Consider the following 14,844-nt stretch of genomic DNA (forward strand, 5'->3'; position numbering starts at 1 on the left):
CGGTGCGCCCGCCCTCCTCCGAGGCGGGTGTGCCGCACGATCAGCAGGATGTTCATCAATGCCGCGGCGACTATCAGGTACAGGGCGTACTGATTGGCGAGGAACGCCTCCAGGGTCGGGTTGTCCATGCCGTAGCCGGGACCGGACATCATGATCGCGGCGGGACTGTTGGCGAAGGACGTGACGTTGGCGATGTCCTCGTCGGTGGGGTACGCCAGCTTCAGGGCGTTGCCGAAGTACATCGTCATCAGCGCGATGCCGAGCACCCAGGCGGGCAGCTTGATCCGGTCCCGCCACAGGTTCAGCCGCAGCAGGGCCGGGGTGGCGCGCAGTGCCCTCATCGCGCACCCCCCACCGGATCGGTCTCGCGGGTGTCGCCGTAGTGGCGCAGGAACAGTTCCTCGAGTGAGGGCGGTGCGCTCTCGAGGCTGCGGACCCCGTACTCGGCGAGAGCCCGGATCACCTCGTCGAGGTGGGCGCTGTCCACCTCGAAGACGGTGCGGTCCGCTCGAGTCGCAGCTCGTGCACGCCGGGAAGCCGGGCGAGCGAGGAGGCGTCCCGGTCGGTGGCGGCGGTGATCGTCGAGCGGGTCAGGTGCCGCAGCTGCTCGAGCGTCCCGGTTTCCACCGCTCGCCCGTCCCGGATGATGGTGACGGTGTCGCAGAGCTTTTCGACCTCGGCGAGGATGTGACTGGACAGCAGGACAGATCGGCCTTGCTGTTTCACCTCGTCGATGCACCGCTGGAACACCTGCTCCATCAGCGGGTCCAGCCCCGACGTCGGCTCGTCGAGGATGAGCAGTTCCACATCGGAGGCCAGCCCGGCGATCAGGGCTACCTTCTGCCGGTTGCCCTTGGAGTAGGTGCGGCATTTCTTGCGGGGGTCGAGTTCGAAGCGGTCGATGAGCTCAGTGCGGCGGGCGGGGTCGACGTTGCCGCGCAGCCGGCACAGCAGGTCGATCACCTCGCCGCCGGTCAGCGTCGGCCACAGATTGACGTCCCCGGGCACGTAGGCCAGCCGCTGATGGAGCTCGACGGTGTCGCGCCACGGGTCCAGTCCGAGGACGCTCGCTCTTCCGGCGTCGGCGCGCAGCAGCCCGAGCAGCACCCGGATGGTGGTGGACTTGCCGGCGCCGTGGGGTCCGAGGAAGCCGGCGACCTCTCCGGCACCGACGGTCAGGTCGAGTTCGTCTAGGGCGGTGACGGTTCCGAAGTTTTTCGTGAGGTTCTCGACCTCGAGGACAGTGTTCATGGAGGTTCCTGATGTGGGGAGGATCTGCTGTTGTCAGGGTTGGGCGGCGGCGATATCGCCGTCGTCTGTCCTGGCAGGCGGATCCGCCACATACATCAGGTAGTCGTCGAGCATCTGCCGATCGGTGAGCAATCCCTGGGTGTAGAGCTCGAGGCCGGGCCCGGTCGTGGCCTCCGCGACGGCCTGGAAGAAGCCGGTGAAGTCGCCGTCGCGCAACATTTGCGGGCGCAGCGACATCTCCAGCAGCACCGTTCCCACGCTCATACCGGTGAGAAACCTCGCCCGGGCGTACGGGTCCCGGGACGGGGTGATCACACCGCTGCGTACCCCCTCCTCGAGGTAGCCGGCCGCGTCGTCGACCAGGTGATCGAAAAACGCCGCGGCGGCCTCCCCGCCGGCCTGCAAGGTGCGGGCCACATACATCGCCAGCGGCGCGAAGTGGTCGGTCTGCCCGAGCTGCGCCAGCCACGGCCCGGTCTCACCGGTGCCCAGCACCGCACGCTTGGACTCCCGGATCTCCCGGAGCACCCACTCGTCGCACGCGCGGCGCAGCCCCTCCTTGGTTCCGAAGTGATACAGGATCAACCCGCCGCTGATCTGGGCATCCTCGGCCACCGTGCGGAGGCTGACCCCGAACCCGTCGCGGCTGAACCGGAGTATGGCCGCGTCGCGGATCCGCGCCGCCGCCGTCAGATCACCGTCACGGGCCGCGGCACGCGGCCCCCGAGCACGCTCCTTTGAACGCATACTCAGTATCCTGAACACGCGATCAGTACGGGCACAAGGGCCGGACCGGCTCTCCTGTCGGGCCCTCGTGGTCGGGCACGTCGGTCGATCGTGAGAGTCGGCCGTCGATGAAATGGTGACCCGTGCCGCTCCGGAGGAGTCGCACTGCGAGACGTACCGTGCAGCCGCGCACCGCGTCGGCGACGTCCGGGTCTACCCTCCTGTTCGTGACTTCACGCACCGGTGCGTCGCCGGCTTCCGCGCTGCGGCGTGCCGCGGGACGGGTGGCGCTGACCCCAGTGCGGGTGGTGGCCCTGGGTTTCGCGACGGCGATCGCCGCCGGCACCGGGCTACTGCTCCTGCCGGCGGCGACCCAGCCGGGCACGGACACCGGTGTCATCGACGCGCTGTTCACGGCGACGTCGGCGATGTGCCTGACCGGGCTGATCGTGGTCGACACCCCCGCCCACTGGTCGGGGTTCGGCCAGGGGGTCATCCTGGGTCTGATCCAAGTCGGCGGGTTCGGGATCATGACGATGGCCTCGCTGGTCGGGTTGATGCTCGCGAACCGGATCGGGCTGCGGGCCCGGCTCAACGCCGCCGCCGAGGTCCGGGCCTCCGGGCTCGGGGACGTGCGCAGCGTCGTCGTCGGCGTCGTCCGGGTCAGCATCCTCATCGAGGCCGTCACCGCGCTGTGCCTGACGGTGAGGTTCGCGGCCGGTTACGACGAACCGCCCGGCCGGGCACTGTGGCTGGGAGTGTTCCATGCGATCTCGGCGTTCAACAACGCCGGCTTCGCGCTCTACAGCGACAACATCATCGGATTCGCCGACGACCCGTGGATCTGTATCCCGTTGCTGGCCGCGGTGATCCTCGGCGGCATCGGGTTCCCGGTGCTCTTCGAGGTGGGCCGGCGGGTCCGCGGCACCACCTCCGGACGATGGAGCCTGCACACCCGGCTGACCGTGGCGGTCACCGCGGTGCTGCTGGTGGCCGGTCCGGTGCTGGTGCTGGCACTCGAGTGGGGCTACACCCTGCGCGACCACGATCTCGGGTCGAAGCTGCTGGTGGCCGCGTTCCAGGGCATCATGCCCCGCACCGCCGGCTTCAACAGCGTCGACTACGCCCAGATGGATCCGGCGACCCTGCTGGTGACGGACGTGCTGATGTTCATCGGCGGCGGCAGCGGCGGGACCGCCGGCGGCATCAAGGTCACCACCTTCGCGCTACTGCTGTTCGCGATCGTCGCCGAGGTGCGCGGTGACCGCGCGGTGGTCATCTTCGACCGCCGGATCGCCCCGCGGGTGCAACGCCAAGCCCTGTCGGTCGCGCTCATCGGCGTCGCGCTGGTAATGGTCCCCACGATCGTGCTGCTCGCGGGCACCGACTTCGACCTGAACGTGCTGTTGTTCGAGGTCACCTCCGCGTTCGCGACGGTGGGCCTGTCCACAGGCATCACCGCGCAACTACCCGCCTGGGGCCAGCTGATCCTGGTCCTGCTCATGTATCTGGGCCGCATCGGGTCCATCACCCTGGTCAGCGCCCTCGCCGCCAGGCAGCGGGATCGCCGCTACGAACTCCCCGAAGAAAGGCCCTTCATTGGCTAGGAAACCATCCTCCGACGTCGTCGTCGTGCTGGGGCTGGGCCGATTCGGCAAGTCCCTCGCCCTCGAACTGATGGAGCAGGGCACCGAAGTGCTCGGCATCGACTCGAACGAGGCGGTGGTGCAGAAGGTCTCGCACCGCCTCACCCACGCCGCAGTCGCCGACACCACCGACGAGGAATCACTGCGCCAGCTGTCGGTGCACGACTACGACCGGGCCGTCGTCGGGATCGGCTCCGACCTCGAGGCCAGCCTGCTCACCGCGTCGGCGCTGATCAACATGTCGGTACCGAACGTGTGGGCCAAAGCCATCAGCAACGCCCACGCGAAGATCCTCCGCCAGATCGGGGTCACGCACGTCGTGCGACCCGAGCACGACATGGGCAAGCGGGTGGCGCACCTGGTGCGCGGCCGGATGATGGACTACATCGAATTCGACGACGGCTTCGCCATGGTCAAAACCACCCCACCCGCCACCGTGGTAGGGAAACGGCTGGGCGAGACCACCGTCCGCTCCACGCACGGGGTCACCGTCGTCGCGATCAAACGACCCGGCGAGGGTTTCACCTACGCCACCGCCGATACCGTCATCGCTGCGGGTGACACGATCATCGTCTCCGGCCAGGTCCGTGACACCGAACGATTCAGCGAACTGACCTGACCGACCAGGTACGCGGGCATCGACCTAGGTCAGGTGCACCGGGCGTCACGTCGCCCGTTCTCAGCGCGAAGATACAGAATCTCGCCTGACATCGGTACGAGCAGGCTTGGCCGCCGGCAGAGGGACGAATTGGGACGGTAGTGGGTAGGGAAGGTAGTGGGTAGGGAACCCGCAGCCGATTGCCTACGTCCGGTGTGCTGACCTGATAGGGCTGGCTGCGTTCCGCCTCGGATACCCGATTCCGGAGGATGATCCCACCCCGGCTGCGCCGTCGACGTGTAGGCTGCGGCCCGAAATCGGCAACGAGACCGAGGTGATCGAGACGATGCGCGGTGCGCTGCGGGCACGGTTGAATCGATCGGATGTGCTCACCGAGCGCCCCGACTTCGCACTGGTCGGAATCGTGCGGGTGCCGCAGATGCAGGACAGCCCCGGGCGGGCCATCACCCGGCGGATCGGGTACGCACTGACGGCGCTGGCTTTGGTGGTACTCGTGGTGTACCTCGATCGCGACGGATACTCCGATTCCCAGGACGACGGGCTGTCGCTGCTCGATTGCATCTATTACGCGACGGTGTCGCTGTCGACGACCGGGTACGGCGACATCACCCCCATCACCGTGCAGGCGCGGCTGGTCAACATCCTGGTCATCACACCGCTGCGGATCTTCTTCCTCATCGTCCTGGTCGGTACCACCCTGTCCGCGCTGACCGAGACCTCCCGGCAGTCGTTCAAGATCCAACGCTGGCGGCGCCGCGCACGCAATCACACCGTGGTCGCCGGTTACGGCACCAAGGGACGCACCGCGGTCGACGCAATGCTCGGAGACGGTGTCGCCCCGACCGACATCGTGGTAGTCGACACCGATCCCGTGGTACTCGAGACCGCCGTCGGACAGGGACTGGTCACGGTGCAGGGTTCGGCGACGAAATCCGATGTGCTGCGCCTCGCGGGTGCGCAGCACGCCTCGTCGATCATCGTCGCAACCAACCGGGACGACACCGCGGTACTGGTGACACTCACCGCCCGTGAGCTGGCACCGAAGGCGAAGATCGTCGCCGCGATCCGGGAATCGGAGAACACCCACCTGATGCGGCAGTCCGGCGCCGACTCCGTGGTCATTTCCTCGGAAACCGCGGGCCGGTTACTCGGTATCGCAATCTCCACCCCCACAGTGGTGGAGATGATCGAGGACCTCCTCACCCCGGAATCGGGACTGGCGATCGCCGAACGCACGGTCGAACGGGAGGAGATCGGTGGTTCGCCGCGGCACCTGTCCGACCTCGTGCTCGCGGTGGTGCGCGACGACAGGCTACTGCGCGCCGGCACCACCGAGGTCGACGTCATCGAGGCCGGCGACAAGCTGCTCTACATCCGGCGGGCGACGGACGGAGTGCGGGCCGACCGAAGTGCCCCGACCAACCCGGTTGCGGTGGGATGCCCGCTCCCGCGGCTGCGCAGCCCCAACTGACGGGGTACAACACACCGATGCGCAACATGTGGTGGCAGGCTCGGTCGGGGCGCCCCAGCCGCCGGATTCGAGGTCGGCGTCGACCGCATTCTGCAGGCGATCCCCACCGAAGTCACCGCGCCGCGCTGCTCTTCGGCGCGGGTGCGGCGAACGCAGGCCCGCCCGGGCAGATGCGACCTGTTACCGGCGAGCATGATCGGGGAACCCTAGACGTGCGGGGGCATCTCGAGGAACTGACAGTTGTCGACGCGGGTGCCGCCGGTATGGGAAGGGAAGTCTCGTCATGGATGGTGATCTACTCGTCACGGTCCTGCTCCTCGGCGTCTTCGTCGGGGCAGCCCTGGTGCTCCGCTACCTCAACAACCACCCCGCGCCGCGGTAGGACGATGCCGCGGAGTGAACGACGCGGGACCGGGCATCTGCGTGCGCAAGCACAGCGATGCGATGGCGTGCCAGATCGCGTTCCGCATCACCCCGCACACCGGGACCTGAGCCTGCGCGCCTGACAGTCGGTGCCGTCGGCACCCCGCTCACGTGTCAACCGATCCGAGTGCCGCATCGACCGGCGCGCGGTGCGTAAGAGCAACGTCAAGACGTTGCGGTGGGCGTCAAGGATCCGTCAACGAACGTCGCATTCGGCTCGGCGTGACGTTAACTCTCTTGTGCACCCCGCGTGGTGGAGCCGAAGGGTGACGACGGGACCCGCAGAGCTTCCAGCAAACGAAGGAACGAGAGATGTCCGTTCTTGTGTTCATCCTGCTGACCGTGGTGGTCTTCGCCCTGCTCGGCGTGATCCAGAGGGCGGTGGAACGGTTGTGAACCTCGACAACGCCGTCGGCCTGGTCCTGGTCGTGCTTCTCGCCGTCTTCCTGATCGCGGCCCTGCTCTTCCCCGAGAGGTTCTAGTGAGTACCACCACCGCGGGAATCTTGTTCACCGGCTCCCTCGTGCTCGCCCTGGTGCTGGTGCACAAACCGCTGGGCGACTACATGTACCGGGTGTACAGCGGCACCAAACACTCCCGCGTGGAGCGGGTGATCTACCGGTTGATCGGCGCCGACCCCCACGGGGAGCAGGCCTGGCCGGTCTACGCCCGCAGCGTGCTGGCGTTCTCCGCGGTGAGCATCCTGTTCCTGTTCGGATTTCAGCTGCTGCAACAGCATCTGCCGCTGCACCTGCCCGATCCCGCCACCGAGATGACCGCGCCGCTGGCGTGGAACACCGCGGTCAGTTTCGTGACCAACACCAACTGGCAGGCGTACTCGGGCGAATCCACCATGGGGCACCTGGTGCAGATGGCCGGCCTCGGCGTGCAGGACTTCGTCTCGGCCGCCGTGGGTATGGCCGTCGCGATGGCCCTGGTCCGCGGCTTCGCCCGCCGCCGCACCGGCAATCTCGGCAACTTCTGGGTGGACCTGGTCCGCGGGACCCTCCGCATCCTGCTGCCGATCGCGTTCGTGGCCGCGGTCGTGCTGGTCGCCGGCGGGGTGATCCAGAACTTCCATCTCCACACCCAGATCGCCGACACGCTCGCCGGGACCACACAGACCATCACCGGCGGCCCGGTGGCCAGCCAGGAGGCGATCAAGGAACTCGGCACCAACGGCGGCGGGTTCTACAACGCCAACTCTGCGCACCCATTCGAGAACCCCACCACCTGGACGAACTGGGTGGAGAACTTCCTGCTGCTGGCGATCAGCTTCTCACTGCCCCGCACGTTCGGCCGGATGGTGGGCAGCAAAAAGCAGGGGTACGCGATCGCCGCCGTCATGGCGACCCTCGCTATCGTGAGCGTGACGATCATGAGCATCGTCCAGTTGCAGCATCACGGCACGGTGCCCACCGCGATCGGCGCGTCGATGGAGGGTGTCGAGCAACGATTCGGTGTCGCCAACTCGGCGACCTGGGCGGCCTCGACCACACTGACCTCGACCGGTGCCGTCAATTCCTTCCACGATTCGTACACCAGCCTGGGCGGGCTGATGACGCTGTTCAACATGCAGCTCGGCGAGGTCGCCCCCGGCGGTACCGGCTCGGGCCTGTACGGGATGCTCATCCTCGCGGTCATCACGGTGTTCGTCGCCGGGCTGATGGTCGGCCGCACCCCGGAGTACTTGGGCAAGAAGATCACGCCCCGCGAAATCAAGCTTGCTGCATCGTATTTCCTGATCACCCCACTGATCGTCCTGGTCGGCACCGCCGTCGCGATGGCGCTGCCGGGGCAGCGGGCCGGGATGCTCAACACCGGTCCCCACGGACTGTCCGAGGTCCTCTACGCCTTCACCTCGGCCGCCAACAACAACGGCTCCGCATTCGCCGGCATCACCGTCAACACCACCTGGTACAACACCGCACTCGGCCTGGCCATGCTCTTCGGCCGGTTCCTGCCCATGATCTTCGTCCTGGCACTGGCCGGAGCCCTCGCCAGGCAGGGCACCACCCCGGACTCGATCGGCACCCTCCCCACCCACCGACCCCAGTTCGTCGGGATGGTCGCCGGGGTAACCCTGATCCTGGTCGCCCTCACCTTCCTCCCCGCGCTCGCGCTCGGACCGTTGGCCGAAGGAATCCACTGATGTCCACCACGACCATCGCGGCGTCCGCCGGACCGTCGCAGCCGGCCACGGGAGATCGGGTGCGGGGCGGGCTCCTGGACCCGAAGATGCTCCTGCGGTCGTTGCCGGACGCGGTCCGCAAACTCGACCCGCGCACCCTGTGGCGCAACCCGGTGATGTTCATCGTCGAGGTCGGTGCGGTCTGGGCCACCGTGCTGGCCATCATCGATCCCACCTGGTTCGCCTGGGCGATCGTGTTCTGGCTCTGGCTGACGGTGATCTTCGCCAACCTCGCCGAGGCCGTCGCCGAGGGCCGCGGCAAGGCCCAGGCCGACACACTCCGCAAGGCCAAGACCGACATGCTCGCCCGCCGGCTCACCGACTGGCAACCCGGCGCCGTCGTCACCGAGGAGCAGGTGCCGGCGCCACAGCTGCGCCAGGGCGACGTCGTCGTCGTCGAGGCCGGGCAAACCATCCCCGGCGACGGTGACGTCGTCGAAGGCATTGCCTCGGTGGACGAATCGGCGATCACCGGCGAATCCGCACCGGTCATCCGCGAGTCCGGCGGCGACCGGTCCGCGGTCACCGGCGGCACCCAGGTGCTCTCGGACCGGATCGTCGTCAAGATCACCCAGAAACCGGGGGAGAGCTTCATCGACCGGATGATCGCGCTCGTCGAGGGCGCCAACCGGCAGAAGACCCCGAACGAGATCGCCCTCAACATCCTGCTGGCCGCGCTGACGATCATCTTCGTGTTCGCCGTCGCGACGCTGCAGCCACTCGCCATCTACTCCAAGGCGCACAATCCCGGCGTCCCGGACACCTCCGCGCTGGATGCGCACGGTGTCACCGGCATCGTGATGGTCTCGCTGCTGGTCTGCCTCATCCCGACCACCATCGGGGCGTTGCTCTCGGCCATCGGCATCGCCGGGATGGACCGCCTCGTGCAGCGCAACGTGCTGGCGATGTCCGGGCGCGCGGTCGAGGCGGCCGGTGACGTGAACACCCTGCTGCTGGACAAGACCGGCACCATCACCCTGGGTAATCGGCAGGCATCACAGTTCCTCCCGGTGACCGGGGTGTCCGAGGACCGGCTCGCCGACGCCGCGCAGCTCTCCAGCCTCGCCGACGAGACCCCCGAGGGCCGCTCGATCGTGGTGTACGCCAAGGCGGCGTATGGGCTGCGCGAACGCACGCCGGGTGAACTCGTGCACGCGAGCTGGGTGGAGTTCACCGCGCAGACAAGGATGTCCGGCGTCGACCTCGACGGCGGTCACCAACTGCGTAAGGGCGCCGCCACCGCGGTCGCGGATTGGGTCCGCCGCCAAGGCGGCGAGGTTCCCGCGCAGCTCGGGCAGCTCGTCGACGGCATCTCCGCGTCCGGCGGCACCCCCCTGGTGGTCGGCGAGGTCACCGACGGCCGGGCCGCCGTGCTGGGCGTGATCCATCTCAAAGACGTTGTCAAGCAGGGCATGCGGGAACGTTTCGACGAGATGCGCCGGATGGGCATCCGCACCGTGATGATCACCGGTGACAATCCGCTCACCGCCAAGGCGATCGCCGACGAGGCCGGCGTGGACGACTTCCTGGCCGAGGCAACCCCGGAGGACAAGCTCACGCTGATCAAGCAGGAGCAGGAGGGCGGCAAACTCGTCGCGATGACCGGTGACGGCACCAACGACGCGCCCGCCCTCGCGCAGGCCGACGTCGGTGTTGCCATGAACACCGGGACGTCGGCGGCGAAAGAGGCCGGCAACATGGTCGACCTCGACTCGGACCCGACCAAGCTCATCGAGATCGTGGAGATCGGCAAACAGCTGCTCATCACCCGCGGCGCCCTGACGACGTTCTCCATCGCCAACGACATCGCCAAATACTTCGCGATCATCCCCGCGATGTTCGTCGCGGTCTTCCCCGGCCTCGACCTGCTCAACGTCATGCGCTTGCACAGCCCGCAATCGGCGATCCTGTCCGCGGTCATCTTCAACGCGATCATCATCGTCGCCCTGATCCCGCTGTCACTGCGCGGGGTGAAATACACACCGAGCAGCGCCTCGAAGCTGCTCAGCCGCAACCTCTACGTCTACGGCCTCGGCGGCATCATCGCGCCGTTCGTCGGGATCAAGCTCATCGACCTGATCGTCCAATTCCTCCCCGGGATGTCCTGACATGCGTATTTCCAGTTGGATTCGGCAGCACCTGGCGGCGGTGCGGGCCCTGCTCGTGCTGACCGTGATCACCGGCATCGCGTACCCGCTCGCGGTCTGGGCGGTGGCCTCGGGCCCGAGCCTGCACGAGAAGGCCGAGGGGTCAATCGTCGAGGTGAACGGGCAGGCCGTCGGCAGCACGCTGATCGGTCAACTGTTCACCGACGCCGATGGCAATCCCCTCGCGCAGTACTTCCAGAGCCGGCCGTCCGCGGCGGGCGATGGCTACGACCCGACGTCGACGAGCGCGAGCAACCTCGGCCCGGAGAGCATCCAGGACACCCCGGCCGACCCCGCACTGATCGGGGCCGGAATGGACTCCACCGATGCGGGTTTCAAGGCGAGCCTGCTCACCACGGTGTGCTCGCGAAGCCGGTCCGTCGGACAGCTCGAGGGGGTCGACGGGTCCCGCCCGTTCTGCACCCCCGGCGGTGTCGGCGCGGTGCTGTCGGTGATCGGCCCGCGGGATTCGCTCGGCAACGTGGTGAATCCGATCCGGGTGGTCAGCGTCAACGAACCGTGCTCGAGCGACCCCGCCGCTCCGGTCACCCCGTTCCTCGGGGCGTATGAGGGTGTGCAGGTGGAGTGTGCCGAATTCGGCGAGGACTATGCGATCGGCCAGATCGTCCCGATCCGCGGAGACGCCCCGGCGGCCCCGGCCGTCCCGGCGGACGCCGTCACCGCCAGCGGCAGTGGCCTGGACCCGCACATCTCGCCGGCCTACGCGGACCTACAGGCCGCCCGCGTGGCCAATGCCCGCGCAATCCCCGTCGACCAGGTCCGCGCACTGATCGCCGACAACCAGGCCGGGCGCACGCTGGGCTTCCTCGGTGAACCGCGGGTCAACGTCCTCGAGCTCAACATCGCGCTCGACCAGAAGTACCCGGTCAGGGGCTGAGCGGACCCGTCACTGGTGGCGGACAAGGAGGTGCCATGAGGGGCACATTGCGCATCTACCTCGGCGCCGCACCCGGGGTCGGCAAGACCTACGCCATGCTCGGTGAGGCGCGGCGCCGGCGCGAGCGCGGCACCGACCTGGTCGTCGGCTATGTCGACTGCCATGGCCGGCCCCGCACTGTGGAGATGCTCGACGACCTCGAGGTCGTCCCCAGCAAAACCATGACCTACCGCGGCACGACGTTCACCGAGATGGACACCGACGCGGTGATCGCGCGCGCACCGCGGGTGGCTCTCGTCGACGAGCTCGCTCACACCAACATTCCGGGCTCACAGCACGAAAAGCGTTGGCAGGACATCGAGGATCTCCTCGATGCCGGCATCGATGTCATCTCCACGGTCAACATCCAGCACCTCGAGTCGCTCAACGACGTCGTCGAACAGATCACCGGCATACCGCAACGCGAGACGGTCCCCGACGAGGTCGTCCGCCGCGCCGACCAGGTCGAGCTGGTCGACATGACCCCCGAAGCCTTGCGGCGCCGGATGGCCCACGGCAACGTCTATCCGCGGAGACGGTCGGCGCCGCACTCGGCAACTACTTCCGGGTCGGAAACCTCACCGCCCTGCGAGAACTGGCGATGCTCTGGCTGGCCGACAAGGTCGACGACCAACTCGACCGCTACCGGGCCGACCACCACATCACCGGCACCTGGGAAGCGCGCGAACGCGTCGTCGTCGGACTGACCGGCGGCCCCGAAGGGGAGACCCTCATCCGCCGGGCGGCACGGATCGCGGACCGGTCCAAGGGCGCCGACCTGTTCGCCGTTCATATCACTCCCAGTGACGGTCTCGCCGGCGCCAGCCCCGCCCACCTGGCCCGGCAACGGGCACTGGTGGAGAGCCTCGGCGGCACCTTTCATCACGTGGTGGGCGATAACGTCCCCGGCGCCCTGCTCGAGTTCGCCCGCGGGATCAACGCCACCCAGCTCGTGATGGGCGCGTCCCGAAGAGGCCGGCTCGCGCAAATCTTCTCCCGCGGGGTCGGGGTGGAGGTGACCGCATTGTCGGGCAGCATCGACGTGCACATGGTCACCCACGAGGCCACCAAACAGGGCCGGGCCGCGCGCCTGTCGGCGTTGACCCGGCGGCGCCGGGCGGCGGGGTTCGTGATCGCCCTCGCCGGAATGCCGCTGCTGTCGATCGCGCTCGCGAATCTGCGGGGGCAACTGTCGTTGCCGAGCGACATCCTGATCTTCCTGATCGGGGTCGTCGGGGTCGCATTGGCCGGAGGACTGTGGCCGGCGTTGGTGGCCGCGCTGCTCGGCTCCGCGCTACTGAACTACTACTTCACCCCACCGCTGTACACCTTCACCATCGCCGAGGCCCAGAACGTCCTCGCCCTGCTCGTCTTCGTTCTCATCGCGATCGCCGTCAGCACCGTGGTCGACCTCGCCGCCCGCCGCACCCGTGAAGCGGCGCAGGCCAGTGCGAACGCCGCCGTGCTGGCCAACCTGTCGGGCAGCGTGCTGCGCGGAGAGAAGGCACTGCCGGTGATCCTGGAACGACTACGCGAAACCTACGCACTCGACACCGTCACCCTGCTCGAGCGCCCACCGGACACCCCGTTGACTCCCGGACGGCAACAAGAACCGGAACGCTGGCGAGTAGCCGATACGGTCGGCGGCGAGCCCTGCACGAGCCCCGACGACGGCGACATGGCCGTCGCCGTCGACGACGACCTCACGCTCGTGCTGTGCGGCCGAACGCTCCCGGCCGCAGACCGGCAGGTTCTCGAGGCCTTCGCCGCCCAGGCCGCGGTGGCGCTGCGCCAGCAACGACTCGAGGACGAGGCCGAGCAGGTCCGTCCCCTCGCCGAGGCCGACCGGATGCGCACCGCCCTGCTCGGCGCCGTCAGCCACGACCTGCGCACCCCGCTCGCCGGGGCCACGGCGGCGGTGGAGAGCCTGCGCAGCCCCGAGGTGGCCTGGTCCGATCAGGATCGGGGCGGACTGCTCGACATCGCCGCCACCTCGCTGCAACGGCTTGATCGGTTGGTCACCAACCTGCTCGACATGAGCCGCCTGCAGGCCGGCGCGCTCGGCATCGCGACCCAGTCGACCGCGCTCGACGAGGTCGTCCCGCTCGCCCTCGATGCCGTCGGACCGGGCGCCGACATCGTGGAACTGCAGATCCCCGACGATGTCCCCGACGTGCTCGCCGACCCGGCTCTACTCGAGCGGGTGCTGGTCAACCTGATCGCGAACGCCCTGCGCCACACCCCGCCGGGCAGGGGTGTTCTGGTCGCGGCGAGCGCGCACGGATCCCTGGTCGAAATACGGGTCGTCGACCGGGGCCCCGGAATACCCGAAGGCAAGCGTGATCTCGTCTTCCAACCGTTCCAACTGCTCGGCGACAGCGCCAACGGCAGCGGGATCGGACTCGGGCTGGCCCTGGCCTTGGGCCTCGCCGAGGCCATGGGCGGCACCATCGTGCCCGACGACACCCCCGGCGGCGGCGTCACGATGATCGTCACCCTGCCCGCGGCCGAGACCAACACCGCCGCAGTCGATCTCGAAGATCCCGCATGAGCCGTATTCTGGTGGTGGGGGTCGAGCCGCAGCTGCGCCGGGCCCTCAGTCTCACCCTCCAGGCGCAGCACTACGACGTGCGCACCGCACCCGACCCCACGCAGGCACTCACCGAGGCCGCTGTGTGGCAACCCGACCTGGTGGTCCTCGACCTCGACCTTCCCGACCTCGGCGTCATCGAGGGAGTGCACGGCTGGAGCCACAGGCCGATCATCGTCCTGTCCGCGCAGGCCGAACCGCACGAGGAGGTCGCCGTTCTCGACGCCGGCGCCGACGACTACATCGCCAAACCCTTCGGCATCGACGAATTCCTTGCCCGCGTCCGCGCCGTCATCCGGCGCACCCCCGACAGCGGCAGGCCGTCCATCATCGCGGTCGGCGACCTCCGGGTCGACCTCGCCCGCAAAACCGTCACCGACCCCAGAGGCGAGATGGTCCACCTCACCCCGATCGAATGGGCAATCCTCGAACCGCTGCTGCGCAGCCCTCGGACACTCATCGAGCGAAGACAACTCCTGACCGCGGTGTGGGGGCCCGGTCACGCCACCGACACCCACTACCTGCGGATCTACCTGGCCTCGCTCCGCCACAAGCTCGAACCGAACCCGTCCCGGCCCCGTCACCTCATCACCGAACCCGGCATGGGCTACCGCTTCGAACCATGACCGGTCGCGGGTACCGACCCGTGTGGATCAAGGATGGTCGGGTTCTGCGTACGGATATCGCAAGAATCCGTTCGGCCTCTCGCCAACACCGGTGTGCGGGAAGCACTCTGGTCTTTGCCCGGCTCGCCGATGATTTGTGGACAGAAGGACATTTGGATGATGTGCTGCTCGAACTGGTGCCTCTCGGTTCCGTCCCTGCGGTATCGGGGTTGTCCGG

The 14,844-nt window shown here is 68.1% G+C and carries 9 protein-coding genes and 2 pseudogenes; 9 read left to right on the top strand and 2 right to left on the bottom strand.

Annotation, left to right across the window (positions count from 1 at the left end; translation table 11 throughout):
* Positions 1–337 precede the first annotated feature (337 nt).
* Positions 338–1,251 (bottom strand): annotated as a pseudogene (locus GO592_RS10250) (ABC transporter ATP-binding protein).
* Positions 1,252–1,284: 33 nt separating this feature from the next.
* Positions 1,285–1,998, bottom strand: coding sequence for a TetR/AcrR family transcriptional regulator (locus GO592_RS10255; protein WP_007299090.1), 714 nt, complete (start codon positions 1,996–1,998; stop codon positions 1,285–1,287).
* A 263-nt stretch (positions 1,999–2,261) separates the two neighbouring features.
* On the opposite strand from GO592_RS10255, the gene GO592_RS10260 reads away from it, so the two are divergent.
* From GO592_RS10260 to GO592_RS10300, 9 genes and pseudogenes are all read left to right on the top strand, one after another.
* Positions 2,262–3,584, top strand: coding sequence for a TrkH family potassium uptake protein (locus GO592_RS10260; RefSeq protein WP_371737104.1), 1,323 nt, complete (start codon positions 2,262–2,264; stop codon positions 3,582–3,584).
* Positions 3,577–4,242 carry a potassium channel family protein gene (locus tag GO592_RS10265; protein WP_039952135.1) on the top strand — a complete coding sequence of 222 codons (666 nt, stop codon included), beginning with the start codon at positions 3,577–3,579 and terminating at the stop codon, positions 4,240–4,242. The genes GO592_RS10260 and GO592_RS10265 overlap by 8 nt, the downstream gene beginning before the upstream one ends.
* Positions 4,243–4,567: 325 nt before the next feature.
* The gene (locus GO592_RS10270) at positions 4,568–5,713 is read left to right on the top strand and encodes a potassium channel family protein (protein WP_039952152.1); all 1,146 of its coding nucleotides are present in this window, start codon (positions 4,568–4,570) and stop codon (positions 5,711–5,713) included.
* An 815-nt stretch (positions 5,714–6,528) separates the two neighbouring features.
* Positions 6,529–6,618: a K(+)-transporting ATPase subunit F gene (gene kdpF / locus GO592_RS44165; protein ID WP_081315424.1), complete on the top strand. Its 90-nt coding sequence runs from the start codon at positions 6,529–6,531 to the stop codon at positions 6,616–6,618.
* The gene (gene kdpA / locus GO592_RS10280) at positions 6,618–8,288 is read left to right on the top strand and encodes a potassium-transporting ATPase subunit KdpA (RefSeq protein WP_007299094.1); all 1,671 of its coding nucleotides are present in this window, start codon (positions 6,618–6,620) and stop codon (positions 8,286–8,288) included. Before kdpF ends, kdpA begins: the two co-directional genes overlap by 1 nt.
* On the top strand, positions 8,288–10,435 hold the full coding sequence (kdpB, locus tag GO592_RS10285; protein ID WP_007299095.1) for a potassium-transporting ATPase subunit KdpB: 2,148 nt from the start codon (positions 8,288–8,290) through the stop codon (positions 10,433–10,435). The genes kdpA and kdpB overlap by 1 nt, the downstream gene beginning before the upstream one ends.
* Position 10,436: 1 nt before the next feature.
* Positions 10,437–11,372 carry a potassium-transporting ATPase subunit C gene (locus GO592_RS10290; RefSeq protein ID WP_039952138.1) on the top strand — a complete coding sequence of 312 codons (936 nt, stop codon included), beginning with the start codon at positions 10,437–10,439 and terminating at the stop codon, positions 11,370–11,372.
* A gap of 35 nt (positions 11,373–11,407) precedes the next feature.
* Positions 11,408–13,962, top strand: a pseudogene (locus tag GO592_RS10295) (DUF4118 domain-containing protein).
* Positions 13,959–14,627, top strand: coding sequence for a winged helix-turn-helix domain-containing protein (locus GO592_RS10300; RefSeq protein ID WP_007299097.1), 669 nt, complete (start codon positions 13,959–13,961; stop codon positions 14,625–14,627). The pseudogene GO592_RS10295 and the gene GO592_RS10300 overlap by 4 nt, the downstream one beginning before the upstream one ends.
* The last annotated feature ends 217 nt before the right edge of the window (positions 14,628–14,844 follow it).

This window comes from Rhodococcus sp. 21391 (assembly GCF_016772255.1).
Taxonomy (GTDB): Bacteria; Actinomycetota; Actinomycetes; order Mycobacteriales; family Mycobacteriaceae; genus Rhodococcus_F; species Rhodococcus_F opacus.

Excerpts from the sequence above, each read along its gene's own strand:
- GO592_RS10255 (WP_007299090.1), bottom strand. The coding sequence starts at position 1,998 with ATGCGTTCAAAGGAGCGTGCTCGGGGGCCGCGTGCCGCGGCCCGTGAC.
- GO592_RS10270 (WP_039952152.1), top strand. The coding sequence starts at position 4,568 with ATGCGCGGTGCGCTGCGGGCACGGTTGAATCGATCGGATGTGCTCACC.
- kdpB (WP_007299095.1), top strand. The coding sequence starts at position 8,288 with ATGTCCACCACGACCATCGCGGCGTCCGCCGGACCGTCGCAGCCGGCC.
- GO592_RS10290 (WP_039952138.1), top strand. The coding sequence starts at position 10,437 with ATGCGTATTTCCAGTTGGATTCGGCAGCACCTGGCGGCGGTGCGGGCC.
- GO592_RS10300 (WP_007299097.1), top strand. The coding sequence starts at position 13,959 with ATGAGCCGTATTCTGGTGGTGGGGGTCGAGCCGCAGCTGCGCCGGGCC.